27 protein-coding genes are annotated in these 26,417 nt (G+C 43.2%); 15 read left to right on the plus strand and 12 right to left on the minus strand.

All coding sequences use genetic code 11. The annotated features are described in order from the left end of the window. Positions 1 to 16: 16 nt before the first annotated feature. From dinB to ACGHVY_RS02255, 3 genes are all read left to right on the plus strand, one after another. Positions 17 to 1,108, plus strand: coding sequence for a DNA polymerase IV (gene dinB, locus ACGHVY_RS02245; protein WP_390596869.1), 1,092 nt, complete (start codon positions 17 to 19; stop codon positions 1,106 to 1,108). Between the two features lie 107 nt (positions 1,109 to 1,215). Then, complete coding sequence (locus tag ACGHVY_RS02250) at positions 1,216 to 3,150, plus strand: heparinase II/III family protein (RefSeq protein ID WP_308744644.1); 1,935 nt, start codon at positions 1,216 to 1,218, stop codon at positions 3,148 to 3,150. A 61-nt stretch (positions 3,151 to 3,211) separates the two neighbouring features. Then, positions 3,212 to 3,913 carry a DUF4627 domain-containing protein gene (locus tag ACGHVY_RS02255; RefSeq protein WP_308744643.1) on the plus strand — a complete coding sequence of 234 codons (702 nt, stop codon included), beginning with the start codon at positions 3,212 to 3,214 and terminating at the stop codon, positions 3,911 to 3,913. An 89-nt stretch (positions 3,914 to 4,002) separates the two neighbouring features. On the opposite strand, the gene ACGHVY_RS02260 is transcribed toward ACGHVY_RS02255, so the two are convergent. Both ACGHVY_RS02260 and ACGHVY_RS02265 read right to left on the minus strand, forming a co-directional pair. After that, positions 4,003 to 5,181, minus strand: a complete 1,179-nt coding sequence (locus tag ACGHVY_RS02260) for a C1 family peptidase (RefSeq protein ID WP_390596871.1) — start codon at positions 5,179 to 5,181, stop codon at positions 4,003 to 4,005. A gap of 98 nt (positions 5,182 to 5,279) precedes the next feature. Then, positions 5,280 to 5,417, minus strand: a complete 138-nt coding sequence (locus ACGHVY_RS02265) for a hypothetical protein (protein ID WP_004301914.1) — start codon at positions 5,415 to 5,417, stop codon at positions 5,280 to 5,282. A 301-nt stretch (positions 5,418 to 5,718) separates the two neighbouring features. On the opposite strand from ACGHVY_RS02265, the gene ACGHVY_RS02270 reads away from it, so the two are divergent. The 4 genes from ACGHVY_RS02270 to ACGHVY_RS02285 all read left to right on the plus strand — a co-directional run bounded on the left by ACGHVY_RS02270 (position 5,719) and on the right by ACGHVY_RS02285 (position 10,688). Further along, positions 5,719 to 8,406 carry a transglutaminase domain-containing protein gene (locus ACGHVY_RS02270; RefSeq protein WP_390596873.1) on the plus strand — a complete coding sequence of 896 codons (2,688 nt, stop codon included), beginning with the start codon at positions 5,719 to 5,721 and terminating at the stop codon, positions 8,404 to 8,406. 123 nt (positions 8,407 to 8,529) lie between these two features. After that, a complete protein-coding gene (locus ACGHVY_RS02275) occupies positions 8,530 to 8,907 on the plus strand; it encodes a hypothetical protein (RefSeq protein WP_308744640.1) in 378 nt (125 codons plus the stop codon). Between the two features lie 120 nt (positions 8,908 to 9,027). Continuing rightward, positions 9,028 to 9,459, plus strand: a complete 432-nt coding sequence (locus ACGHVY_RS02280) for a LapA family protein (protein WP_308744639.1) — start codon at positions 9,028 to 9,030, stop codon at positions 9,457 to 9,459. A gap of 14 nt (positions 9,460 to 9,473) precedes the next feature. Further along, positions 9,474 to 10,688 carry a sodium ion-translocating decarboxylase subunit beta gene (locus ACGHVY_RS02285; protein WP_390596876.1) on the plus strand — a complete coding sequence of 405 codons (1,215 nt, stop codon included), beginning with the start codon at positions 9,474 to 9,476 and terminating at the stop codon, positions 10,686 to 10,688. Here ACGHVY_RS02285 and ACGHVY_RS02290 read toward each other — a convergent pair. From ACGHVY_RS02290 to ACGHVY_RS02305, 4 genes are all read right to left on the minus strand, one after another. Continuing rightward, entirely contained in the window at positions 10,683 to 11,432 is a 750-nt protein-coding gene (locus ACGHVY_RS02290; protein ID WP_308744638.1) for a copper homeostasis protein CutC, read from the minus strand. The genes ACGHVY_RS02285 and ACGHVY_RS02290 overlap by 6 nt on opposite strands. A 126-nt stretch (positions 11,433 to 11,558) precedes the next feature. Further along, positions 11,559 to 13,094 carry a ribonuclease Y gene (gene rny / locus ACGHVY_RS02295; RefSeq protein WP_308744637.1) on the minus strand — a complete coding sequence of 512 codons (1,536 nt, stop codon included), beginning with the start codon at positions 13,092 to 13,094 and terminating at the stop codon, positions 11,559 to 11,561. A gap of 119 nt (positions 13,095 to 13,213) precedes the next feature. Further along, a complete protein-coding gene (locus ACGHVY_RS02300) occupies positions 13,214 to 13,504 on the minus strand; it encodes a cell division protein ZapA (protein ID WP_390596878.1) in 291 nt (96 codons plus the stop codon). An 11-nt stretch (positions 13,505 to 13,515) separates the two neighbouring features. Then, a complete protein-coding gene (locus tag ACGHVY_RS02305; protein ID WP_024988162.1) occupies positions 13,516 to 13,830 on the minus strand; it encodes a hypothetical protein in 315 nt (104 codons plus the stop codon). 177 nt (positions 13,831 to 14,007) lie between these two features. Between ACGHVY_RS02305 and ACGHVY_RS02310 the strand changes: the two genes are divergently transcribed. Continuing rightward, positions 14,008 to 14,574: a nucleosidase gene (locus ACGHVY_RS02310; RefSeq protein WP_390596880.1), complete on the plus strand. Its 567-nt coding sequence runs from the start codon at positions 14,008 to 14,010 to the stop codon at positions 14,572 to 14,574. Here ACGHVY_RS02310 and ACGHVY_RS02315 read toward each other — a convergent pair. Then, positions 14,544 to 14,903, minus strand: coding sequence for a YbaN family protein (locus ACGHVY_RS02315; RefSeq protein WP_308744634.1), 360 nt, complete (start codon positions 14,901 to 14,903; stop codon positions 14,544 to 14,546). The genes ACGHVY_RS02310 and ACGHVY_RS02315 overlap by 31 nt on opposite strands. A 128-nt stretch (positions 14,904 to 15,031) precedes the next feature. Here ACGHVY_RS02315 and ACGHVY_RS02320 point away from each other — a divergent pair, with 128 nt between their 5' ends. From ACGHVY_RS02320 to ACGHVY_RS02345, 6 genes are read left to right on the plus strand one after another with little or no spacing between them, the layout of a single operon-like run. Continuing rightward, positions 15,032 to 15,388, plus strand: coding sequence for a 6-carboxytetrahydropterin synthase (locus tag ACGHVY_RS02320; RefSeq protein ID WP_308744633.1), 357 nt, complete (start codon positions 15,032 to 15,034; stop codon positions 15,386 to 15,388). Positions 15,389 to 15,415: 27 nt separating this feature from the next. Beyond that, a complete protein-coding gene (locus tag ACGHVY_RS02325) occupies positions 15,416 to 15,961 on the plus strand; it encodes a radical SAM protein (RefSeq protein ID WP_308744632.1) in 546 nt (181 codons plus the stop codon). Between the two features lie 51 nt (positions 15,962 to 16,012). Continuing rightward, positions 16,013 to 16,753, plus strand: a complete 741-nt coding sequence (locus ACGHVY_RS02330) for a (Fe-S)-binding protein (protein WP_390596882.1) — start codon at positions 16,013 to 16,015, stop codon at positions 16,751 to 16,753. Continuing rightward, positions 16,750 to 18,135 (plus strand): lactate utilization protein B, encoded by a 1,386-nt coding sequence (locus ACGHVY_RS02335; protein ID WP_390596883.1) that lies wholly within the window; start codon positions 16,750 to 16,752, stop codon positions 18,133 to 18,135. The genes ACGHVY_RS02330 and ACGHVY_RS02335 overlap by 4 nt, the downstream gene beginning before the upstream one ends. Continuing rightward, the gene (locus ACGHVY_RS02340) at positions 18,132 to 18,713 is read left to right on the plus strand and encodes an LUD domain-containing protein (protein WP_308744629.1); all 582 of its coding nucleotides are present in this window, start codon (positions 18,132 to 18,134) and stop codon (positions 18,711 to 18,713) included. The genes ACGHVY_RS02335 and ACGHVY_RS02340 overlap by 4 nt, the downstream gene beginning before the upstream one ends. 11 nt (positions 18,714 to 18,724) lie before the next feature. Further along, on the plus strand, positions 18,725 to 19,597 hold the full coding sequence (locus ACGHVY_RS02345; protein ID WP_308744628.1) for a pyridoxamine kinase: 873 nt from the start codon (positions 18,725 to 18,727) through the stop codon (positions 19,595 to 19,597). A gap of 4 nt (positions 19,598 to 19,601) precedes the next feature. Here ACGHVY_RS02345 and ACGHVY_RS02350 read toward each other — a convergent pair whose 3' ends face one another. The 5 genes from ACGHVY_RS02350 to ACGHVY_RS02370 are packed head-to-tail and all read right to left on the minus strand — an operon-like array spanning position 19,602 to position 23,700. Then, on the minus strand, positions 19,602 to 20,840 hold the full coding sequence (locus ACGHVY_RS02350; protein WP_390596886.1) for a carboxypeptidase-like regulatory domain-containing protein: 1,239 nt from the start codon (positions 20,838 to 20,840) through the stop codon (positions 19,602 to 19,604). Then, entirely contained in the window at positions 20,837 to 21,409 is a 573-nt protein-coding gene (locus ACGHVY_RS02355; RefSeq protein ID WP_390596888.1) for an RNA polymerase sigma factor, read from the minus strand. Before ACGHVY_RS02355 ends, ACGHVY_RS02350 begins: the two co-directional genes overlap by 4 nt. Then, positions 21,410 to 22,066 (minus strand): lysophospholipid acyltransferase family protein, encoded by a 657-nt coding sequence (locus tag ACGHVY_RS02360; RefSeq protein WP_390599638.1) that lies wholly within the window; start codon positions 22,064 to 22,066, stop codon positions 21,410 to 21,412. A gap of 24 nt (positions 22,067 to 22,090) precedes the next feature. Beyond that, entirely contained in the window at positions 22,091 to 23,047 is a 957-nt protein-coding gene (locus ACGHVY_RS02365; protein WP_008021067.1) for a phosphatidate cytidylyltransferase, read from the minus strand. Then, entirely contained in the window at positions 23,044 to 23,700 is a 657-nt protein-coding gene (locus ACGHVY_RS02370) for a CDP-alcohol phosphatidyltransferase family protein (RefSeq protein ID WP_390596890.1), read from the minus strand. The genes ACGHVY_RS02365 and ACGHVY_RS02370 overlap by 4 nt, the downstream gene beginning before the upstream one ends. A gap of 189 nt (positions 23,701 to 23,889) precedes the next feature. Here ACGHVY_RS02370 and ACGHVY_RS02375 point away from each other — a divergent pair, with 189 nt between their 5' ends. Further along, on the plus strand, positions 23,890 to 25,725 hold the full coding sequence (locus ACGHVY_RS02375; RefSeq protein WP_390596892.1) for a von Willebrand factor type A domain-containing protein: 1,836 nt from the start codon (positions 23,890 to 23,892) through the stop codon (positions 25,723 to 25,725). Positions 25,726 to 26,417 lie beyond the last annotated feature (692 nt).

The raw sequence follows: 26,417 nt of genomic DNA on the forward strand, positions 1-26,417 counted from the left end.
TATAGTAACTGAATAAATGCTCCAGAGAAAGATTATACATATCGACATGGACGCTTTCTACGCCTCTGTAGAACAACGTAATAACCCGGAACTTCGCGGCAAACCGGTAGCTGTAGGTCATGCTGAAGAAAGGGGAGTCGTGGCTGCTGCCAGTTACGAAGCCCGGCGTTATGGGGTCCGTTCCGCTATGTCCTCACAAAAGGCGAAGCGGCTTTGTCCCCAGCTTATATTTGTATCTGGCAGGATGGATGTTTATAAATCCGTTTCCCGTCAGATACATGAGATTTTCCATGAATATACGGACATTATTGAACCTCTTTCCTTAGATGAGGCTTTTCTTGATGTAACAGAAAATAAGAAAGGCATTTCTCTGGCCGTAGATATAGCGAAAGAGATAAAACAGAAGATTCGCGAACAACTGAACTTGGTAGCGTCTGCCGGAATATCCTATAATAAATTTCTGGCAAAAATAGCTTCTGATTATCGCAAACCGGATGGACTGTGTACCATACACCCGGAACAGGCATTGGATTTTATCGCCCGTCTTCCTATCGAATCTTTTTGGGGAGTAGGTCCCGTAACTGCTAAAAAGATGCACTTGCTCGGAATCAGCAATGGTTTTCAACTACGTAAATGCTCGTTGGAGATGTTGACGGCACACTTCGGTAAAGTGGGAGCACTCTACTATGAATGTGCGAGAGGTATTGACGAACGTTCGGTAGAAGCAGTCCGTATCCGTAAATCCATTGGGTGCGAACGTACGCTGGAACGGGATATTTCAGCCCGTTCATCGGTTATTATCGAACTGTATCACGTAGCGGTAGAATTGATTGAACGTCTCAGCCATAAAGATTTCAAGGGGAATACACTTACCTTGAAAATCAAGTTTCATGATTTTAGTCAGATAACCCGAAGTATGACCCAATCGCAGGAGTTGACAACTTTAGACCGGGTACTTCCGCTAGCGAAAGAATTACTGAAAAGTGTGGAATATGAGCAACATCCCATCCGGCTCATCGGACTTTCCGTTTCCAATCCGAAAGAAGAAGCGGATGAGCAGCATGGTGTTTGGGAACAGTTGAGTTTCGAATTTAGTGACTGGGAATAGTACGATTTTTGAAGTATGTACTTTTTTGTCATTAGGTTCGTATGATTTGCTCACCTTACTTTTATAGAGATACACTATCTTTGCCATACTTAAATGAACAAAATACCATGAATCGAATGAAACATTTGTTTTGTGTTCTTTTGGTAGCAGTCTTGGGAAGTTTCTCTTTCAAGGCAAATGCTTATACCGAACGCAATATGCTGCAAAAGGCAGCAGACGAAACTACGTTGAAAAACGTGTTAGTGATGAAACAAGCATGGATACCTTATCCTGCTTATACAGATCGTGCCGCTTGGGATTCACTGATGGGCCCCAACAAACAACGCCTTATTGAAGCCGGCGAGAAACTTCTCAACTACAAATGGCAACTGATTCCTGCCACTGCCTATCTGGAATATGAACGTAGTGGTAACCGGAAAGTGATGGAAGTGCCTTATGACGCCAACCGCCAGGCACTCAATACTCTGATGCTTGCCGAATTGGCCGAGGGTAAAGGACGTTTTATCGACCAACTACTGAATGGAGCCTATATGAGTTGCGAAATGAATTCTTGGGTTTTATCCGCACATCTACCCCGCCAGAGCAGCAAACGTTCGCTTCCTGACTTCCGTGAACAGATTATTGACCTCGGTTCGGGTGGTTACGGCGCTTTAATGGCATGGGTACACTATTTTTTCCGTAAACCGTTCGACAAAATTAATCCCGTAGTATCTTTACAAATGCGAAAAGCCATCAAAGAACGCATCCTCGATCCTTATATGAACGATGATGAAATGTGGTGGATGGCTTTCAACTGGAAGCCGGGAGAAATTATCAATAACTGGAATCCCTGGTGTAACTCCAATGCCCTGCAATGTTTCTTCTTGATGGAAAATAATAAGGATAAATTGGCAAAAGCGGTTTATCGTTCCATGAAGTCGGTAGATAAGTTCATTAATTTCGTGAAATCCGACGGGGCTTGCGAAGAGGGAACATCTTACTGGGGACATGCTGCCGGAAAACTTTATGACTATCTTCAAATTCTTTCCGATGGTACAGGCGGTAAAATATCTCTTTTCAACGAGCCGATGATTCGCCGCATGGGGGAATATATGTCCCGTTCATACGTTGGCGATGGCTGGGTAGTGAATTTTGCCGATGCTTCGGCAAAGGGCGGTGGCGATCCCCTGCTGATTTATCGCTTCGGTAAAGCTGTAAACAGCGATGAAATGATGCATTTTGCAGCATACTTGCTGAATGGCCGTAAACCGTATGCTACAATGGGGAATGATGCTTTCCGTTCGCTTCAATCCTTGCTTTGCTGCAATGACTTGGCAAAAGTAACTTCGAAACATGATATGCCGGACGTTACCTGGTATCCCGAAACGGAATTCTGTTACATGAAGAATAAGAATGGCATGTTCGTCGCTGCCAAAGGCGGATTCAATAATGAAAGCCACAACCATAATGATGTAGGGACATTCTCTTTATATGTAAATACGATTCCTGTGATTATTGATGCAGGTGTGGGTACTTATACGAAACAGACATTCGGTAAAGACCGTTATACTATTTGGACAATGCAAAGCAATTATCACAACTTGCCGATGATTAACGGTGTGCCGCAAAAATTCGGTCAGCAGTATAAGGCGACAAATACCGTTTGCAACGAGAAGAAGCGTGTTTTCTCTACGGATATAGCTGCCGCTTATCCGGCAGAGGCGAAAGTGAAGAGTTGGGTTCGCTCTTATGCGCTTGATAATAATAAACTCATCATCAATGATGCTTATGCTTTGGATGAGGCTATTGAACCTAATCAGGTGAATTTCTTAACTTGGGGAAATGTAACGTTTCCGTCAGCCGGAAAGATTCAGATTGAGGTAAAGGGACAAAAGGTTGAAATGCATTATCCGTCTCAGTTTAAAGCCGGATTGGAAACAATCAAGTTGGATGATCCGCGTCTGTCCAATGTGTGGGGCAAGGAGATTTACCGTATCACGCTAAAGACAGAAGAGAAAAAAGTGAGCGGTAAATATGGTTTTGTTATTCAGCAGGTGAAGTAGAATTGAGAAGATTTAAAAAGTTAGAAGAAATAAATGGTATAATTAATTAAATTGCAGTAAGATGAAAAAAGTATTATTTGCCAGCTTTTTGGCTATTGCAGGAGTAAGCGTAAGTGCTCAGAACCTGATTAAAAACGAGAAATTCGCCACAGAAGTAACCAACAAGGTGACCAATGCCAATAAAGCTACCGCAGGCGAATGGTTTATCATGAATAATGAAGCTGACGGAGCGACTACTATTGCGTGGGAGCAAACCGGTGATGCCAAGTATCCCAATGCTATGAAAATAGATAATTCGGGTGCTGCAAAGAATACTTCCTGGTACAAGGCGTTTGTGGGACAGCGTGTTACGGACGGATTGGAAAAAGGTATCTATGTGCTTACTTTCTACGCAAAGGCCAAAGAAGCGGGTACTCCGGTGAGTGTGTATATCAAGCAGACTAACGAAGAGAAGAATGATAATGGCAAGTACAATACTACGTTCTTCATGCGTCGGGATTATGATGCCGATTCTCAGCCGAATGCTTCGGGTGCACAATACAACTTCAAGATTAAAGATGCTGATAAATGGACTAAAGTAGTAGTTTACTACGATATGGGACAAGTGGTAAATGCCATTAGCAGCAAGAAATCTAATGCAGCCTTGGAAGTTGCCGATACGGACGATGACGCTGCTATCCTGAAAGACTGTTATGTAGCCATTCTTGCTCAGAATAAAGGTGGTGTTGTAGAAATCAGTGATGTGACGTTGAGAAAGAAATAAAGCAAAGAGGTTTTTAATAGTAGGTTAATAAAAATATAGGGCGATCAAGTAGTGATACTTTGTCGCCCTATCTATTTGGAGAATATTTTTTATTTAATACCGAGTTTCTTTTTCAGTCCCTTTGGCAGAGAGTCTTTATGTACCATGACGCTGATTGTTTTGGCGCGTACATAACTTTCGGACATATTCTGATATCCGCCGAACTTGTTGCCGTCTGCTCCCCAGGAATTTTTGGTAATGTAGTATTTAGTACCATTCTGATCTTTTGCAATACCGGTTATATGCATCAGGTGGTCATCAGTCGTCACAAATTTCTCGTAACCTTCTTGGCGGATTTCGGGCGTTACGTTGATTTCCGGATAGGGATGCTCGAACTTGAACACCTCTTCCATACGTTGGTACTTGGGCATTGCTTCAAAACGTGCACGGTCGGTAGTAGAGTAGTCTTTCACATCTTCCACCTGCGGGTTGATGGCAACTCCGTTCTTATACGAGAAGCCTTGTTCGCTGACATCACCGTCCCAACATACGGTATATCCGTTGTTCAGTGCGTGGTTGATGGCTTCCATCAGTTCATCCAGTGGAAGATTATACATCGGCTGGTTTTCCCAGTTATCAGGTACTTCGGGTGAAAACGTTTCATAATAGGGTTTATGGGTGAAACTGGTCAGTTCTATATAATCATCCATATTCAATCCCAGACTTTCAGTGAAAGACTGGGGAGTATATTCTTTTCCTTTATAGGTGAATTTTTCGGGAAGCTTGCCCAAGTAAGTATCGAACAGGTTATTGATGAGGGCGTAAAATTCCGGAGTCCGCTTTTTCGAGGCGATGTTAGCATCCACCAAAGCTTTGAAATAACGTGTCAATGCTCCATGATTATGGTCTTTTGTATCGTTGAGCAAACCGGAATAAACTTCCTCAGGAACAATTCCTACTTGTTTATAGGCATTTGTGAATGTATGTGCCAGACTTCCTTCGCCGATGCTGCCTTTTCCGCGGCGGAGATAATTATCTTCCATTTGGTTCATGTACTTCTGACGGACGATATACATTTCCGAGAGATCATATTCTCCTTTTCCCATACGTAGTAGTTCGGACTCCATGAAAGAGGTGGTGGCAAAACACCAGCAAGTTCCGGTAGAACCCTGATCTTTGACGGGAGTTGTTTTGTGGGATACAACGGTTGTGAATTCATAACCGGGTGTTTGCGCAAAAAGGGTTACAGTTGACAGAAGCAACGCAACCGAAAGCAAAAATTTCTTCATGATATTATGTGTTTTATTACATTCATACCACAAAAGTATAAAAAAAGCGAGGATACTTGAAAGTTCCTCGCCCAAATTAATATAATTAGTGTGTTTATTTACATGGCAACCTGCTGTGACAGCAGTTTTTGAAGTTTACCGTTCAAGGTTTGGCACATTGCACCATTTCCCATTGCCTGATAGCGTTTGATACGGTACTGTAACATCATAATTTTTTCATTTGCATTCTTTTTCATAATTTGTTTCCTCTTTTTTTGCCCTCCACGTTTTGAAGAGCGGTTTTACATCTTGTTTTCTTTATTAACACTGCAAAGGTACAAAATGTTTTTGGTTTATATGCTGTAAAACATAAAATTCTTCTTTTTATTTTGAATTTTCTTTTTATAGGGTGTTTGGGCATGGCAGTTATTACAAACCTATTACATACATTTACAGTTACTTGTGCTGTTTTTCTAAAAAAAACTTGTAATTTTGTAGATGTGTACTTTTAGTATACATCTTTATTTTACGATTCGTTTATTTAATTAACACATAAATATGAAAACACTTATCCATCTTCTGCTTGTCCCATTTTTCTCTGTTATATTATTTTCTTGCAGTGGATCTCACTTTCTGAAAGAAGAAGGTTATCGTAATCAGGTACTTCAGGATTTTGAACAGAAACAGAAAGCTCTCCCTGATGGGGAGCTGTTCTCTATCTTTTCGGATAGCACTTTGACTCTTTCGGAACGTGAAGCCTTGATGTTTCTGTATGCGTATATGCCGATTGGGGATATAACGGATTATCACGGAAAATATTATTTGGCAAATATTCGTCTTTCTGAGCAGGCTCGCCATGAGATGCCTTGGGGAAAGACTGTTACTGATGAGTTATTCCGGCATTTTGTGCTGCCTGTCCGTGTGAATAACGAGAATCTGGATGAATCCCGCAAGGTCTTTTACGGAGAGTTGAAGGAGCGGGTAAAAGGTCTTTCGATGAAAGATGCGATTTTGGAGGTGAACCATTGGTGCCATGAGAAAGTGGTGTATCGCCCGAGTGATGCCCGTACCAGTTCACCGCTGGCTTCGGTGCAAACAGCCTATGGGCGTTGCGGGGAAGAATCTACTTTCACGGTTGCTGCGCTACGTTCAGTAGGGATTCCTGCACGTCAGGTTTACACTCCCCGTTGGGCGCATACTGATGATAATCATGCATGGGTAGAGGCTTGGGCTGATGGTAAGTGGTATTTCCTTGGAGCTTGTGAACCGGAACCTGTTTTGAATCTAGGATGGTTCAATGCGCCTGCAAGTCGGGGGATGTTGATGCATACGAAGGTGTTCGGGCGTTATAACGGGCCGGAAGAGATTATGCTTGAGACTCCGAATTATACTGAGATTAATGTAATTGATAATTATGCTCCTACCGCAAAGGCAGTAGTGACGGTGACAGATACGGACGGGCGTCCTGTCTCCGGTGCCAGAGTCGATTTTAAAGTATATAATTATGCTGAGTTCTATACGGTAGCCACCAAATATACCGATGCGGACGGTCACGCTTCGTTGACAGCCGGAAGAGGGGATATGCTGGTATGGGCTTCCGATAAGGGGGCGTTTGGTTTTTCTAAATTATCTTTTGGTAAAGAAGACAGGTTAACTCTTGTATTGGATAAGAAAGAAGGAGAAGCATCTACATTTGATTTGGAGATTGTGCCTCCGATAGAAGGGGCTAACTTGCCGGAAGTAACTCCGGAGCAACGCAAGGAAAACGATTGCCGGCTGGCTTTAGAAGATTCTATCCGCAATGCTTATGTTTCTACCATGATGACTGAGGAACATGCGAGAGATACGCTTTCCCGGTTCAATCTGAGTGATACCGACAGGGAGACGATGGCGAAGATGTTGGTTGCTTCCCGGGGAAACTATCACACATTGCTTGTTTTTCTGGAAATGGCTGCCGGACAGAAGAGAGAAGACTATGCTTTGGCATTGTTGCGGCAACTTTCTGCTAAAGATTGGCGGGATGTATCCATACTTAATCTGATAGAATGTTTGATGACAGCTCCCGACTTGGAGAAAATGGGAGTACAGGCAGGTGCGGAAATTGCCAACCTTCGTGTAGAAAATGAGATGTTGACACCTTATCGCCATTATTTTTTGCAAGCATTCCCGAAGAAAGAAGCGGAAGCGTTTGTAGAGGAACCTTCCCGGTTGGTGGAATGGTGTAAGAAAGAGATTAAAATTGATAATGAATTGAACTCTCAACGAATCCCTATTTCTCCGATAGGAGTTTGGAGAGCACGTGTTGCGGATGAAAAGTCGCGTGATATTTTCTTTGTTGCGATGGCTCGTTCTTTAGGCATACCTGCCAAGATAGATAAAGTGACGGGAAAAGCGCAATATGTAGATAAAGAGGGGCGTACGTTCGATGTGGATTTTGTAGCAAATAGCCAGGCGCAGATTCCTGTTGGGATATTGCGTGCGACTTATAAACCTATCAGTTCGTTGCCTGATCCAAAGTATTATTCTCATTTTACTCTTTCCAAATTCAAGGATGGAGTATTTCAGTTGTTGAATTATGAGGAAGGGGACGCAGACATGGGTGCGGGTACTACTTGGACAAATCTGTTGAAAAATGGCACTTCATTAGATTCAGGTTATTATATGTTGGTCACCGGAACGCGTATGGCAAGTGGTGCGGTGCTCTCAAAAGTCACTTTTTTCACCATAGAACCGGAAAAGACAACAACCGTCGATTTAGTGATGAGAGAAAGTGAAGAACAGGTACAGGTAATCGGAAACTTCAATTCGGAATCGCTTTATACTCCTATATCGGGCGATAGCTTATCTACAGCGCAAAGTCTTCTTCAAACTTGTGGGAGAGGTTATTTTATTGTCGGTGTGTTGGGAGTGGGGCAGGAGCCTACTAATCATGCACTAAGAGATATAGCTGCCTTGGGCAGTGACTTTGAGAAATGGGGGCGGAAAATGGTTCTTCTTTTTCCATCTGAAGAACAATACAATAAGTTTCATGCCGCTGAGTTTCAAGGATTACCGTCTACCATTACTTATGGCATAGATATGGATAATAGTGTTCAGAAACAAATCGCTAAATCTATGAATCTCTCCAATCAGAATATGCTTCCTATGTTTATTATCGCCGATACATTCAATCGTGTGGTTTTCGTATCTCAGGGATATACCATCGGCTTGGGGGAACAATTGATGAAAACCATTCATGGATTGTAGAAAGCATAGATAAAGAAGAAATTGCAGGTAATAATAGAGTGTGACAGTATGCAATAATCGTTAATTCTCTGTATAGAGCGCACTTTTATGCGAATTAATTGTTACGTTTGCAGGAGAGTTATTATGAAGTATCTTTTGTGCATACTGTCACTTGCATTTTTACTTATAGGGAGTAGTCTGGCGACCCATAAAGAAGATGCTCAGGGATTTCGGGAGACAACCGTAATCTCTGTGGATAGTGATATATCAGCTACTACAACATTCTCTTCAACTCCTGCGGAAAGCTATTCTTTAGGAATCCTGACAACCTTTTCGCTTCCGCGAAACATCACTCCTGTACGGACATTGAAGTTTAATGATATTCCTGTCATTGTTCAATTATTGAGTTCCCGCTCTTTCCGTTTGCCCGAAGACAAAAGGAAGATGCTTCTTTCCGACACTAATTATCTGAAATATTCGAATCGATATTACATTTATACCTTGGCACATATCTTGATTTAGCCTTTTTTCTGAGTATTCCTGAGAATTTGCGCAAATATGTTTAATAGGTCCGGATTACACTGATTTCCGGGCATGTCATGTTTGTGCATAAATGATTATATAATCTGTTTTTATACTACTATGATTCATTTATTACTATCTACGTTGGCTATGATGGGGTTGACCTTTCTCATAGGCTTTTTCGTTGCGGCAGTTATAAAATTGATAGCTTATGCTGCCGATTCATTCGACTTTTATAGTTCCCATCGATTGGAGTTGCTTCGTCTGCATCGTTGGCGTCAGCATCGTCAGAAAGTGGAAAAACTCGTCAGGCAGATACCGCTTGAGGCAGAAGAGGCTATGGGAGATTACCGTGAAGACTTCAGTCGTGGTATCAACCGTAATTTTACCGGTTATGCCGGCTATTATCATGGCGTAAGTCCGGGTGCTTCGGATGAAACCCTGATGGATTATTATTATCCGCGAGATACCCGTGAGTTTTTTCTTAAGGAAGAAGAACGGGCACATGTTAATAAGAAAAACTCAAAGAAGTCAGTTACTGACAAACAATAAAAAAGACACTCATTATGGAAAATATAGATTTTGCGACCTTATTTCAAGGTATTGGTACAATGATGGCGAGCGGTTGGTTGCTTGCTTCTGCCAGAATCTTTTTGGTGATTCTCGGTTTGTTACTTATTTATTTGGGGTGGAAAGGTGTGCTCGAACCTATGGTTATGATTCCGATGGGATTGGGAATGGTAGCTATCAACTGTGGGACACTGATTATGCCTGACGGCACATTGGGTAATCTTTTTCTCGATCCGATGCTTTCGGATACTGATGCATTGATGAATACGATGCAGATAGATTTCCTGCAACCAGTCTACACGCTTACGTTCAGTAACGGACTGATAGCTTGTTTTGTCTTTATGGGTATCGGTACACTTTTGGATGTCGGTTTCCTGCTTCAGAAACCATTTGCAAGTATCTTTCTGGCATTGTGCGCAGAGTTGGGAACTTTCCTGACAGTACCTATCGCTGCAGCTCTCGGCTTGACTTTAAAAGAAAGTGCCTCTGTCGCTATGGTAGGCGGTGCCGATGGCCCGATGGTTCTGTTCACTTCACTGGCTTTGGCGAAACATCTGTTTGTCCCTATTACGGTGGTGGCTTATCTTTATTTGGGATTAACATACGGCGGTTATCCCTACCTGGTGAAACTCTTGGTGCCCAAACGCTTCCGTGCAATCAAGATGGTGACGAAGAAAGCTCCGAAAAACTATGATGCTAAAGTGAAACTGGCTTTCTCCGCTGTTCTTTGTGCTGTTCTCTGTTTCCTGTTTCCGGTTGCTTCTCCTTTATTCTTCTCTTTGTTTTTGGGAGTTGCCGTTCGCGAGTCCGGTATGAAGCATATTTATGATTTTGTTAGCGGGCCGTTACTTTACGGCTCAACCTTTATGTTGGGATTGTTATTAGGAGTACTTTGTGACGCACATTTGTTGCTCGACCCGAAAATTCTTAAATTATTGGTGCTGGGTGTTGTAGCCTTATTGCTTTCCGGTATCGGTGGAATTTTGGGTGGTTATATCATGTACTTTATAAAACGGGGAAATTATAACCCGGTGATTGGTATCGCTGCCGTAAGCTGTGTGCCTACTACCGCCAAAGTAGCCCAAAAGATTGTCAGCAAAGATAATCCGGACTCTTTCGTCTTGGGAGATGCTTTGGGTGCCAATATCTCGGGCGTGATTACTTCGGCTATTATCACAGGTATCTATATCACAGTTATTCCTTATTTATAAAGATATAGCTTGAATCGTATCCATAACTCTTCGGGCGGTTGTTACATTTCGTTCATATTCGTCGATATGTACAGTGCCGCCCATGGATACTGATTCATTCTTGTATTCCATTTCACTTTTAATACTTTCGCGGGCTGAGAAATGAAATTCCTGTATCCCTGTTTCCAGAGCGATTCGGGCAACATTCTTTTCGTTCACACCACATCCGGCAAGTAAGATGATTCTTCCTGCTGCTTGCTCCTGTAATTCTTTGAGTAGGGGAATACCTTGTTCGGCGGTTGCCTGCTGACCGGAAGTCAGAATCCGGTGACAGCCAAGTTCTATAATCTGTTCCAATGCTTCTTTGGGATTACGGCAAACATCAAAAGCTCGATGGAAAGTGACAGACAGCCCTTGTGAGGCTTTCATTAATTCCTGCATGACGGTGAAGTCGATTTCACCATTAGTGGTCAGACATCCAAAAACAACTCCGTCAACTCCGAGGTGTTTAGCCATCTCTATATCTTTCAACATCGTTTTTACTTCCATAGGCGAGTAGAGAAAATCGCCACCCCGGGGACGGATAATGACGTGCAGACGGGTTATGTCCAATACTTCACGAGCCATGGATATTTCTCCGTAAGATGGGGTCGTTCCACCTTCAGGAATACCTGCACATAGTTCTACCCGGTTGGCTCCGCCTGCCTGAGCAGCCAGGCAGCTTTCCACTGAATTGGCACAAACTTCAAATTGGTATTTTTTCATAAGTTGATGAATAAAAATGAAAGAAATGAAAAAGTGTTTGCTGTTATTAAAAAGGAATATTCATTTATTAAAAAAGGGCGAATTGCTTCGCCCTTCTATCTTTAAATTCTTTTTGAGTCTTTGGTCTTACTTGGCGAAGCTAACCGCACGTGTTTCACGGATTACGGTAATCTTCACTTGTCCTGGATAAGTCATTTCATCCTGAATCTTCTTGGCGATTTCGCCTGACAGGTTTTCAGTCTGTTTATCATCAATCTTATCCGCACCGACGATAACGCGGAGTTCGCGTCCTGCCTGGATTGCATAAGTCTTCGTCACACCCGGATAAGACATTGCCAATTGTTCGAGGTCGTTCAGACGCTTGATATAAGCCTCGACGATTTCGCGGCGTGCTCCCGGACGAGCGCCTGAGATGGCATCACATACCTGTACGATAGGAGCCAGCAAGCTGGTCATTTCCGTTTCGTCATGGTGAGCACCGATGGCATTGCAGATATCCGGTTTTTCCTTATATTTCTCCGCAAGCTTCATACCCAGCAATGCGTGTGGCAATTCCGGTTCTTCATCAGGCACTTTACCTATATCATGCAGCAAACCTGCACGTTTTGCTTTCTTCGGGTTCAGTCCCAGTTCCGATGCCATTACAGCACAAAGGTTGGCTGTCTCACGGGCATGCTGTAACAGGTTCTGGCCATAAGAAGAACGATATTTCATCTTACCGATAATACGGATCAGTTCGGGATGCAAGCCGTGGATACCAAGGTCAATCGTAGTACGTTTACCGGTTTCGATGATTTCTTCTTCCACTTGTTTGCGTACTTTAGCCACCACTTCCTCGATACGGGCCGGATGGATACGTCCGTCAGTAACAAGCTGGTGCAAAGCCAGACGTGCAATTTCACGGCGAACCGGGTCGAAAGCTGAAAGTACAATAGCCTCAGGAGTATCGTCTACAACGATTTCCACGCCTGTTGCAGCTTCCAATGCACGGATATTACGTCCTTCTCGTCCGATGATACGTCCTTTTATTTCGTCCGACTCGATATGGAATACCGTAACAGAGTTTTCAATGGCAGTTTCCGTAGCAACCCGTTGGATAGATTGAACTACGATACGTTTCGCTTCTTTGTTGGCAGTCAACTTGGCATCATCCATGATGTCGTTGATATATGACTGAGCCTGCGTTTTGGCTTCCTCTTTCAGAGATTCCACCAGGCGTTCTTTCGCTTCTTCGGCAGACAATCCCGAAATTGCTTCCAACTTGTCTATTTCCTGTTGTTGCAGTCTGTCAAGTTCTTCTTTTTTCTTATCGACAATCACCAGTTGCGCTTCCAGATTCTCTTTGACAGCTTCGGCTTCCATTTTCTTGCGTTGGATTTCTTCCTGGCGCTGTCCGAGCACCATTTCGCGTTGTTTCAGCTTGTTTTCCGCTTGCTGAATCTTCTGATTCCGCAATGCTACTTCTTTTTCAAGGTCCGCTTTCTTGTTCAGGAATTTTTCCTTAACTTCCAGTAGCTTGTTTTTCTTGATTACTTCCGCTTCTGTCTCTGCTTCTTTCAGGATATTGTCGTATCTGGACTTCAATGCATACCGGAATAGTATGTATGAAAGAACTCCACCTACGATGAAGCAAGCAATTGCTGTTGTTATTATTGCTATCATTCTACATTTAATTTAATATATAAATAAAAACGCACCGCCAAATATCAAAGCAAGTTCTTGCTCGGATATTGTGCAGTGCGTGGTTGTTTTTTCTCTTATCAGCGAATGGCCGGTCAATTTTATTCTTCCTTGAAATAATCTTCCAGCAATTCAGTTAGTTCTTTTACCTTCTCCGTATAGGGGGCGGTATCGTTACGTTGCATCAATTGCAGTTTCTCTAACGAGAACTGATAGGCTACCATGGCAATAATTTTTTCCGGTTCGAGGTTCTTGTAAACTTCCCGGTACTTATTAAGCCTGATATTTACCTGTTTGGCAGCTTCCCGCACCATTTCTTCTTCCTCACGGTTGATGGTTAACGGGTAGTTTGAGTCTGCTATCTGCAGGTTTATCTTTATTTTATCGTTCATACATCTTCTTCTTATTCATTTAACAAAGCGATGCATTTATCGACTTCACGCACTAATTTAGACAATCGCAGCTTCGTCTCTTTTACGTCGCTGCCGTTAAGGCTGATTGCCGTAGCTGTTTTTAGGTTTGTGTAGCTGACTTCCAATTCATCGTATTGCGCCTGTACCTTCTCATTCTTTAATTTTTCAATATCGAGAAGTTTCTTCAACTCGGCATTTTCACGCTTTAACTCATCGTGCAAATAGATCAAATGCCGTAGCTGCGTCTCAAAGGTATTCAATAACTTTTTTTCTTCTTCTGTCATCACTACACCAAAATTGTACACAAAAATACGATTAACTCTGATATTACAAAAACTTTTCGTGATAAAATGTGCATTTTAGGGTAAAATAGCGGGTTGGACGAGAGAATGGGGGAGTTCTGTAGCAATAATTACTTTATAAAATCAGTAATGGTCAGGAAAAACTATATCTTTGCAGTTCAATAAAATTAAGGAAACCTCATGTTGAAAATATTAGTAACTTACGCCGTCCAAGGCGAATTTGTGGAAATAAAGTGGCCTGATGTAGAGCCGTATTACATCCGTACAGGCATCGGTAAAGTGAAATCCGCTTTTCATTTGGCAGAAGCTATTCGACAGGTACAACCCGACTTGGTTTTAAATATCGGAAGTGCCGGAACTGTCAATCATCAGGTAGGGGATATCTTCGTCTGCCGGAAGTTTGTAGACCGTGATATGCAGAAGCTGGCAGGGTTGGGAATGGAATGTGAAATCGACTCTACGGCATTGCTTGAGGCGAAAGGATATTGCGGACACTGGACGGAGAATGGAATCTGTAATACAGGAGATGGATTTCTGACGGAGTTGACCCATGTCAGCGGAGACGTGGTCGATATGGAAGCCTATGCGCAGGCATTCGTCTGCCGTTCGAAAGAAATTCCGTTTATTTCCGTGAAATATGTGACCGATATTATCGGGCAGAACTCCGTGAAACATTGGGAAGATAAGCTGGCCGATGCCCGTCAGGGGCTTTCCGACTATCTCAATGTCTTGAAAGAAAGAATATGATAAGTGACACCTGCGGCTATCAGTCCCAGGAGAATCTTTACCCATAGCAGAGGAATCAGGAAGAAGATGCAATACAGCATTGTTCCCCACATCAGTACAAGTGAGATAATCTTGGCTCGTAGCGGAATGGCTTTATTTTCGCGGAAGTTGCGGATATAGGGACCGAAATGCCGGTGGCTCAGTAACCAGTTGTATAATCGGGGCGAGCCCTTGAAGTAAAGGGCGGCTGTGAGTAGCAGAAAGGGGGTGGTAGGCAATAACGGCAGAAAGATGCCGAGAATACCGAGTGCCAGGGAAATGCTTCCTAAAATGATACATAGAGTTTTCATACGGCAAAGATACTGCGAAAATAGGAAAAAATAACTGTCTCTGCTGAATGAAAACTCTATTTTGTATTACCTTTGCCGTTGCATCGAGGTGACATTAGATGCATATAACTATTAAAATACGTACAGCAATGTTTACAGTAATCAAACGCATGGAGATTTCAGCTTCCCATAAGCTGGTGCTCCCGTATCGCAGTAAATGCGCCAGTCTACACGGTCACAACTGGATTATCACCGTTTATTGTCGTTCCACACGACTTAATTCCGAGGGAATGGTAGTCGATTTCACCCGTATCAAAGAGGTGGTTAAGGAGAAACTCGACCATCAGAACCTGAATGAAGTACTTCCTTTTAATCCTACAGCCGAGAATATTGCCCGGTGGGTTTGTAAACAGATTCCGCAATGCTTTAAAGTAGAAGTGCAGGAGTCGGAGGGAAACACCGTTGTCTATGAGAAAGATCCTGTAGCAGGAGAAGAGCAGGAGTAAAGAGTAGCGAACAAAACATATATAACGATGAGAAAGATTAATGAAATCTTTTACAGTTTACAAGGCGAAGGATACCATACCGGAACTCCGGCTATCTTTGTCCGTTTTTCCGGTTGCAATCTGAAGTGTGACTTTTGCGACACGCAACACGAGGAAGGAAGAATGATGACCGACGACGAAATTATCTCCGAAGTAGAAAAATATCCCGCCGTTACCGTTGTTCTGACGGGTGGTGAACCCTCTTTGTGGATAGATGACGAATTTATCGACCGTCTGCACCGGGCGGGTAAATATGTTTGTATCGAAACGAACGGCACACGCCCCTTGCCCAAAGCCATAGACTGGGTGACCTGCTCGCCCAAACAAGGAGTAAAACTGGCTATTGACCGGATGGATGAAGTGAAAGTTGTCTATGAAGGACAAGATATAAGTATTTATGAACTGTTGCCTACCGAACATTTTTTCCTTCAGCCTTGTTCTTGTAATAACACTGCTTCTACAGTGGATTGTGTAATGCAACATCCCAAATGGAGACTCAGCCTGCAAACACACAAATTAATCGACATCCGCTAGACTGATAGACGGATGTGGCGGAAGAAGCTTAAATTATTACATGATATAGTTATGAAAGTAGGTTTGTTTATTCCTTGTTATATCAATGCTATCTATCCCAATGTGGGCGTGGCATCGTATAAACTATTAAAAAGTTTGGGAGTAGACGTCGATTATCCGCTAGACCAGACCTGTTGCGGACAACCGATGGCGAATGCCGGTTTTGAAGATGAATCGGTGAAGTTAGCACTCCGTTTTGACGATTTGTTCCAAAAGTACGATTACATTGTCGGTCCTTCCGCCAGTTGTGTGGCTTTTGTGAAAGAGAACCATCCCGGTATTCTCAAGAAAGAAGGGCATGCCTGCCAGAGTGCGGGGAAGATTTATGACATATGTGATTTTATTCACGATGTGCTGAAACCTTCGAAAATCCCTGCACGTTTTCCTCATAAGGTCAGTATTCACAATAGTTGTCATGGGGTGCGCGAACTGCTTATTTCGGCTCCCACTGAGTTAAATATTCCTTATTATAATAAACTACGTGATTTGCTCGATTTGGTCGAAGGTATCGAAGTTTTCGAACCCAGCCATATCGACGAGTGCTGCGGTTTTGGCGGTATGTTTGCCGTGGAAGAACAGGCCGTGTCCGTCTGCATGGGACGGGATAAGGTAAAAGACCACATGGCTACCGGAGCCGAATACATTGTCGGAGCGGACAGTTCCTGTCTGATGCATATGCAAGGCGTCATCAAACGGGAGCATCTGCCTATTCAGATTATCCATATTGTAGAAATTCTAGCGTCGCAATCATGAGTACAAAACATTCAAAGGCTGCCGAAAAGTTCTTGCAGGACGGCAAGATGGCAGCATGGCATAACGAAACCCTTTGGATGGTTCGCGCCAAAAGGGATAAGATGAGCAAGGAAGTTCCCGAATGGGAAGAGTTGCGCAACAAGGCTTGTGAACTGAAAATGTATTCCAACAGCCACCTTGAGGAGCTTCTGCTGGAGTTCGAGAAGAATGCTACCGCCAACGGTGCCATTGTCCATTGGGCGAAAGATGCCGATGAGTACTGTGCCATCGTCTACGAGATACTGAACGAACATAACGTACATCATTTCATAAAGAGCAAGTCTATGCTTGCCGAAGAATGTGGATTGAATCCCTTTCTGATGGAGCGTGGTATTGATGTTGTAGAATCCGATTTGGGCGAACGTATCCTGCAACTGATGCATCTCGAGCCCAGTCATATCGTACTGCCTGCCATTCATATCAAACGGGAACAGGTAGGCGAACTTTTCGAGAAAGAAATGGGTACGGAAAAAGGAAACTTTGACCCTACTTACCTGACGCATGCCGCCCGGAAGAACTTACGCCACCTTTTCCTGAATGCCGAAGCTGCCATGACAGGAGCTAATTTTGCCGTGGCTTCTACCGGAGACATCGTTGTCTGTACGAATGAAGGCAATGCCGATATGGGAACCTCATATCCGAAACTGAATATTGCCGCTTTCGGTATGGAAAAGATTGTTCCGGATTTGGATGCGCTGGGTGTGTTTACCCGGTTGTTGGCGCGTTCGGCTACCGGGCAGCCGGTGACGACATACACTTCTCATTACCGTCGTCCGCGTGAAGGTGGCGAATATCATATCATCATTGTAGACAATGGACGGAGTTCTCTGCTTTCCAAGCCCGACCATATCAAGACATTGAATTGCATCCGCTGTGGTGCCTGCATGAATACCTGTCCTGTATATCGCCGGAGTGGTGGATACTCTTATACCTATTTCATTCCCGGTCCTATCGGAATCAATTTGGGAATGGCGCATAATCCGGAGAAGTATTATGATAATCTTTCTGCCTGCTCATTGTGTATGTCCTGTTCTGATGTCTGTCCGGTGAAAGTCGATTTGGCCGAACAGATTTATAAATGGCGTCAGGATTTGGATGGGCTTGGAAAGGCAAATACGGGAAAGAAGATAATGTCCGGTGGCATGAAGTTCCTGATGGAACGTCCGGCGTTGTTCAACGCTGCTTTGTGGGCTGCCCCGGTAATAAACAGCCTGCCTCGTTTTATGAAATACAATGATTTCGATGATTGGGGGAAAGGGCGCGAATTGCCGGAATTCGCTAAAGAGTCGTTCAATGAAATGTGGAAGAAAAACAAGGTACAGGGAAAGGAGGAGACCAAATGAGCAGTAGAGAAGAAATATTAGCCAGTATCCGTAAGAATACGCAAGTACGTTATGATAAGCCGGATATAGCGGATATGGAACGATTGTCATATCCGGATAAGATAGAGCAGTTTTGTGCTATCAGCCGTGCGGTTGGCGGCACAGCGGTCGTGTTGGGCGAAGGGGAAGATGTGGATGCCGTGATACGCAGGACATATCCCGACGCTATGCGCATTGCTTCCGTATTGCCGGAAATTTCCTGTGCGACTTTCAATCCCGACAACTTGGATGACCCGAAAGAGTTGGACGGTACGGATGTGGCAGTAGTGAAAGGAGAAATCGGCGTAGCCGAGAACGGAGCCATTTGGATACCGCAGACAGTGAAGTATAAGGCTGTATATTTTATTTCGGAGAAACTGGTTATCCTGCTCGACCGGAATAGAATAGTGGACACCATGTATGATGCTTACCATGAATTGGACGGACAGGAATATAAGTTCGGTACGTTCATCTCCGGCCCTTCAAAGACAGCCGACATCGAGCAGGCATTGGTAATGGGTGCACATGGAGCGCGGGATGTATTAGTCATTTTGATTTAAATATAAGTAATATGTATGCCAATAAAGTAAAGAAAATAGCTGCTGTCCATGACCTTTCGGGGATGGGGCGCGTATCTCTGACTGTCGTTATTCCTATCCTGTCATCAATGGGCTTTCAAGTCTGTCCGCTTCCTACGGCAGTACTGTCTAACCATACGCAGTATCCCGGCTTCTCCTTTTTGGACCTGACGGATGAAATGCCGAAGATTATAGCCGGATGGAAGAAACTGGAAGTCCAGTTCGACGCTATTTATACCGGATACCTCGGCTCTCCGAAACAGATTCAGATTGTTTCCGATTTTATCAAAGACTTCCGCCAGCCGGATAGCCTGATAGTAGCTGATCCGGTATTGGGGGATAACGGTCGTCTGTATACCAACTTTGATATGGAAATGGTAAAAGAGATGCGTCACCTGATAACTAAGGCGGATGTGGTTACTCCTAATCTGACAGAGCTGTTCTATTTACTGGACAGGCCTTATAAGGCAGATAATACGGACGAGGAATTGAAAGAATACCTTCGTCTTTTGTCTGATAAAGGTCCGCAAGTCGTTATTATTACCAGTGTTCCTGTGCATGACGAACCTCACAAAACTTCGGTTTATGCATACAACCGCCAGGGAAACCGTTACTGGAAAGTGACCTGTCCCTATCTGCCCGCCCATTATCCCGGAACGGGAGATACTTTTACCAGCGTGATTACAGGTTCATTAATGCAGGGAGACAGTCTTCCGATGGCATTAGACCGTGCCACGCAATTTATCCTGCAAGGCATCCGTGCCACTTTCGGTTATGAATATGACAACCGCGAAGGTATTCTGTTGGAGAAAGTGCTTCACAATCTGGATATGCCGATACAAATGGCCAGCTACGAACTGATATAAGAAATCAGAACTGTACCGTAATCCTTGTCGGAAGGTTTCCGAACGTCCACTTCGGACCTTCTTTGACAAGCCGGATTGCTTCTTTATCAGCAGATTCGCATATTCCATGGACGACAGTGATGTTCTGTGGATTTCCTTCCTTGTCAACAAAGAAAGCAAGTACTACCTCGCCTTTCACATCCTTACACTTGTCATCATTCGGGCGGATAAGATTTTCTTCCAAATACTTCTTGTATTTACGTTTACCTATTACCGGCTGTGGAGTCAGGTGTTTATCTTTTGTTTTTGAAGAAACTGTTGCCGAGGCACCGGTGACGGTGGATTTCTTACTGCTGCCATATCCCACTACTACCACTTCATCAAGATTTTGTTTATTTTCATTCATGGCAATTAACATTGTCCTGCTGGTATCTACGGGTATTTCTACCGGTTCGTAACCGATAAACTGTGCTGTTAGTTCATTGTTATCTTTTTCTTTTTTTAATGCAAACTCACCGTTGAGGTCTGTGATTGTACCTATATTTGTTCCGGTATATGCTACACTGGCTCCAATGATTGGTTGTCCCTTTTCATCCGTCACTTTCCCCTTTATAAAATTCCGGTTGGGAGTGGCTGCTTTTGCCACTTTCATTTCATGGACTTCGGAGAGGGGAATATTTGTATCCACCACTACTGTTTCTTCTTGCATTACAGCTTGCCTGGCAGTTTCACTTTGCTTGGTGTTTTTTTCTATGATTGGTGTTGCTACCACTACTGGTGCGCTTTGCGGTTTGGAAGTGGTTTTGTTTTTAACTACTATATTTTTTTTATCCGTTTGCTTCACGGTGACTTCATGAGTGGAATCCTGCTTTATTTTTGTTTTAGCCAAAGCGACTGTTTCCTCTTGCGGAGTGACCGGTTTGAACACTACCGAAGGAATATCTTCTTTGGCGATAAATACATCATCTGCCATACTCTTTCTGAGAAACAGGAAATAAGTACTGATGCCGATTCCAATCACCAGGCAAGCAGCAATGCTCCAAGTGATAGCATACGAATTTTTCTTCTTTGAAGGATTCGTATTCCTTGCAGAATGAGCCGAAACCTGCATCCGCAGTTTCTCTATCCGTTCTTCGTGATTCCCTTCCACCTGGCTGTATCCATCCATAGCATCAGCCAGAAAAGGGTCTTTCATCGACTCTTTTTCCAGTCGGTGCGCCTCTTTTCCTTTGCGGAGTCCTCGTATGTAGTCCAATAGTTTCATAGGGTCTGTTTCTTGATACAAATTTTTAAATTTCGCTTTCCGTTCTGGATATAGCTTTTCACATTGTTCAGAGTAAATCCGGTTTGTTCCACAATGTCGGCATACGACATCTCTTCGAGGAAGAAACGCGTAATACTGGTCCGTTGTTCTTCGGGCAACTTTTCGAGACAGTGATGTAATGCCTTCAGTTGTTCCTCCGAACTTTCCTCTTCACTTAATAGATGCAGAAATTTGTCAGATTCCATAATATTAACCGTATAATCTAACGGAATTTCTTTATTTTCCTTCCGTAAAAGTTGCAGGCAATGATTCTTCGCCACCCGGTAGAGCCATGGCTTGAAAACTTTTATCTCATAATTTCCCAGTTTAGGCAATAAATCTTCAAACAACTGCATGACTGCTTCCTGTGCCCGGTCTTCATCATGCAGGTATTTCAGGCAAAGTCCGTACAGTAACGGGATATATCGGTTATATAATTCACCGAAATATTCCGTATCGCCGGACTTCGTATAGTGTATCAGTAATTCCTCGTCCGATAGTTTCGATATGTTTCTTTTGAAAAACAACATCTATTCCTCTTCTGCGTCGATAACAACTTGATATTTTTCTTTCATTCTTTCAAAATCACCTGTTATCTGCTCTAATATTTCATGTGTATCCGTATTCTTTACCAAAGCGGGCATACCATAATAGATAGATGCTTTGTATGGCAATAGGATCATCTTTCCTTTGGGTAAAGAGCGTCCCATACCGGTCATGAATACAGGAATATATTTCACTTCAGGCCGTAGCGACAGGATACGGGCAATGCCGGATTTTATTTTTCCCATCTGCTCCGGTTTTCCTCTGGTTCCTTCCGGAAAAAGAATCAGTGAATACCCGGCATCGATGGCTTCAAGCATCTTACGGATCGGATCGTGCTCCGAATCTTTTTCCCCTTTTCTTCTGATAAGAAGCGTATTGATGAAAAAGTTGCTGATGGAAGCCTGAAAGCGGGTTTTCCCGAAATAGTCTTCTGCTGCTACGGGTTTGACTTTCCACAAAAGTTCGCCGGGCAGGGAAGCCAACAGGCTTAGGGTGTCCAGGTGGCTGTTATGATTGGCAAGGATAATGAATTGCTTTTCTTTTTTAAGGAAGCGGCAATCGGTGAACTGAACCCCTACGATTAATTTCAGGAACCAGTGGAAAACACCTTTATATATAATCTGCATGGCAGCAGATTGCATGAATCTTTTTTCCATTCTCTCCGTTTAATATGCAATGTAATAAACTAAATGAAAAAATACAGGAGCAGTGTAGGACAGCGAATCTATCCGGTCGAATACTCCTCCATGACCGGGAATACTGTTCCCCATATCTTTAATTCCTTTATCTCTCTTGATGGCGGAGATGACCACGTCTCCCGAGAAGCCGGCAATCGCAAGGAGGGCGCTAACCAGAATAACGTTGGGAGCGGAGAGGGGAGTCAGGAAACCGAGGAAGTAACCAATCGCAGTGGTACTGATGACACCACCCAGGAAACCTTCCCACGTCTTGTTCGGACTTACTTTCGGAAGAATCTTATGCCGTCCGAGAAGTTTGCCCCAGATAAATTGCATGATATCATTGATTTCCGTAAGGAATACAAGGAACAACAGCAGGCCCCGTCCTCCGGAACTGAATCCCGGTAGTTCGGGAAGTGACAGGAGATAAGCGAGGTGGCTGATACCGAATACCGAAAGCATCAGAATCCATTGCAACAGTGCCATCGACTTGGTGATTCCGTGTGTATCTCCCTTTAAAACGAGCCGTAAAGGCAATACGAGGAACATGACTACCGGAATGAAGATGATGAATGCTCCATACCAGGCAAGGTAAGCCAGATAATATTGAATGGGGATAGACAGTATGCCCCAAAACAGTGCTCCGCGATCTGCCTCTCTGAATCCCAATACAGAATAAAGTTCTCTAAAAGCAATGAAAGAGAGAAAGGCAAGGAAGAAATAAGAAATGTTATAGCTGATAAATACAGCACCGATAAACATACCAGCCATGATCCACCATGAGCGCGTGCGTGCGGCGAGTTCGCTGATATTTGTTTTCGGAGATATCTTTTTTACAAGGAAAAGAATAAGGCTTGCCGTAACAAGCAATCCGATGATAAGCGAGATGACAATAATCAACTCATCGCTTAATGTAGGGAATATTTTATCCAGTAGATTTTTCATTTTATTTCAGTGTTTGTTGTGTGTGACATGAGGTACAGGCGATGTATCAGTGTCGCGATAAGACCGATGTTGATAATGATTAGAGCGGTGAAGCATACCATCCGGTCGTATCCTGAATGGATGGTGCAGGTGGCGACTACAAAGGTCAGTGTCAGCAATGCCATGCGGTGTTGTTTGGCCATCGGACCATTAAAGAAATGCTGATGTGTTTTGTAGGCTCCTATCCAGCGGAAATAAGCTGTCATAACAGCAAGAAGGGCGCCCAGCCATCCCAATTCGACTCCGAATCCACCTGCTACATACCCGACGGGAATGATGAACAATGCATCGGCAAAGCGGTCGGGCATATCATTATAAAGATCTCCGTTGGCACTTTTTTTTCCTCCTTCAATGGCGACCATCCCATCGAACAGGTTGCAGAGCAACCGCGACTGCATACAAACGATGAACAGAATATAGGCTACATATTTATTGAAGCCGGGATAAATAACTGTGCCAATCAGCAGGAGGCAACCTACCATAGCGAAGAATACACTCATCATGGAAATTTGATTGGGAGTGACACCCCAACGAGTTAGTTTGCGGGCAATGTTATTAGCCCAGGCCGTGTTTCGCGAGGCTATTTCCCGCCTTCCGTCGACTTCGTTTTTCATATTTGTGATATGTTTATGATTCGCAAATATACACATCATCTGATGAGTGGCAAAGGAATAAGGGAGAATTTTGAAAGGACTCTTTTTTTCTGCCGGATAAAAAAAGTTCAAGTCATTTATGGAATCAGTGTGAAATCTGCATCTCTATAGTAAAAGCGAACTATTAGTAACATTTTAAATAATGAAGTTATGAAAACAAATCAATTCAGAGCAATGATGCTCGTACTGCTGATGGCAGTTGTTTCTTTAGGTATGGTGAACGCGCAAGCTATTACCGTGTCGGGTACTGTGACGGATGCAAAGGATGGAACTCCGCTTGTTGGCTGTTCGGTACAGATAAAGGGTACTACGAAGGGTACGGTAACGAATATGAATGGCCGGTACACGATACAGGCTAAGAAAGGGGAAACGTTGTTGTTCCAGTATATCGGGTATAAACAAGAGAGAAGGGTGGTAAAATCGGCCACGCTGGATGTGAAGATGAAAGCTGACGAACTGGTATTGGAAGAATGTGTGGTGGTAGGATACGGCCATGAGACAAGAGCTGCAAAAGTAATGTCTACTGCTTACAAGGCAGTATGTCCGACTCCGAGAATCATGTATGATGCTGCAAATGCGGAAGAATACGGAGAGTTTCAGGAGAACGGTTTCAAGAGTGTATCGGATACTCCGCTTTCTACTTTCTCTATTGATGTAGATGCCGCTTCTTATAGTAATATGCGTCGTTTTATCAATAAAGGTGAACTGCCTTCGGTTGATGCTATCCGTACAGAAGAATTAGTGAACTACTTTTCTTATGATTATCCGAAGCCGACAGGAAGTGATCCTGTGAAAATTACCATGGAATCTGGAGCCTGTCCCTGGAATACCAATCATCGTCTTGTACGTATCGGCCTGAAAGCAAAAGAAATCCCGACGGATAATCTGCCTGTGTCTAATCTGGTATTCCTGATTGACGTCTCCGGTTCTATGTGGGGAGCCAACCGGTTGGATTTGGTGAAGTCATCTCTCAAATTATTGGTGAATAACTTACGTGATAAAGATAAAGTCGCAATTGTGACTTATGCGGGCAGCGCCGGCGTGAAACTAGAGTCTACTCCGGGCAGCGACAAACAAAAGATTCGCGAAGCGATAGACGAACTGACGGCAGGCGGTTCTACGGCAGGCGGCGCAGGTATCCTGTTGGCATACAAAATAGCGAAAAAGAATTTTATCTCTAATGGCAATAACCGCATCATCCTCTGTTCCGATGGAGATTTTAATGTAGGCGTTTCTTCGGCAGAAGGACTGGAACAACTGATAGAGAAAGAACGGAAGAATGGAGTATTTCTTACTGTATTGGGCTATGGAATGGGAAATTATAAAGATAAAAAGATGCAGGTTTTGGCAGAAAAGGGAAATGGAAACCATGCTTATATAGATAATCTGCAAGAAGCCAACCGTGTCTTGGTCGGTGAATTTGGTGCTACTCTCCATACAGTTGCGAAAGATGTAAAATTGCAGGTAGAGTTTAATCCTTCACAAGTACAGGCATATCGTTTGATAGGTTACGAAAGCCGCCTGCTGAAAGACGAGGACTTCAATAATGATGCAAAAGATGCCGGAGATATGGGTGCGGGACATACGGTGACTGCTTTCTACGAAGTAATTCCTACAGGTGTGAAGAATGATTATGTAGGCAAGATAGATGATTTGAAATATCAGAAGAAAGGGAAAGTAACCGTGAAACCGACGGGCTCTAATGAACTCCTGACTGTGAAGCTGCGTTACAAAGCCCCGGACAAAGATGTCAGCAAGAAAATGGAACTTCCATTTGTTGATAATAAAGGAAATAATGTTTCTTCTGATTTCCGCTTTGCTTCGGCTGTAGCAATGTTCGGACAATTACTCCGGAATTCTGACTTCAAAGGAGATGCCAGTTATGATAAAGTAATCAGTCTGGCAAAACAAGGATTGGATAATGATGATAAAGGGTATAGAAGGGAATTTATCCGTTTGGTTGAGACTGTTAAAGGCTCAGTTTGAAAGTTTTGGGGATGTGTTCCAGAATAACTATAACCAAAACGGTTCTTTTCTGTGCGGAAATGAATGAGAATTTGTTTTCAATTACTGACTCGCATAAGTACAACATGAACTTTTGACTCATAAATTTCACCAGTTTCACCTTATCTCTGAAACATCGATGAATAAGGAGATAGCGGGTGAAAGCGTAGAAAAAATCAAGGTAAAATCTCCCGTTATTGCTTTCACCTTTTAAATTTATTTACACCGATTGCTGAACATATAGAGCCACCGTGCTGAATATATAGATTCAATGCGGTAAGTATATAGATTCAATGTGTTGAATATATAGATCTACCAACTCAAGTATTAATAGATAAGAGTCAAGATGCTAACACTTTACATACAGGCTGTTAATACCTGATGGATTATCTATTAATACCTGACAACGGATTTGTTATAAGCATATTTCGATTAGCTATAAGCATATCCGGATTAGCTATAATGAAATTTATTTTAGCTCAAGGGAAATTTTGAAAAGACAAGGTGAAATCGCTAATGTTCAGTTTCACCTGAGCTTACCCCTTGCTTTCACCCGCTATTACCTTATTCATGGGCATTTCGAGAATTAGGTGAAATCGATGAACCACAATTATATTATAGTTGTGTTTATGGTTGTTTAGCGCAATAAAATGGCGGATTGTTAAAAGGTAGCG

Source organism: Bacteroides sp. f07 (assembly GCF_042854785.1).
In the GTDB taxonomy this organism is placed as follows: Bacteria; Bacteroidota; Bacteroidia; order Bacteroidales; family Bacteroidaceae; genus Bacteroides.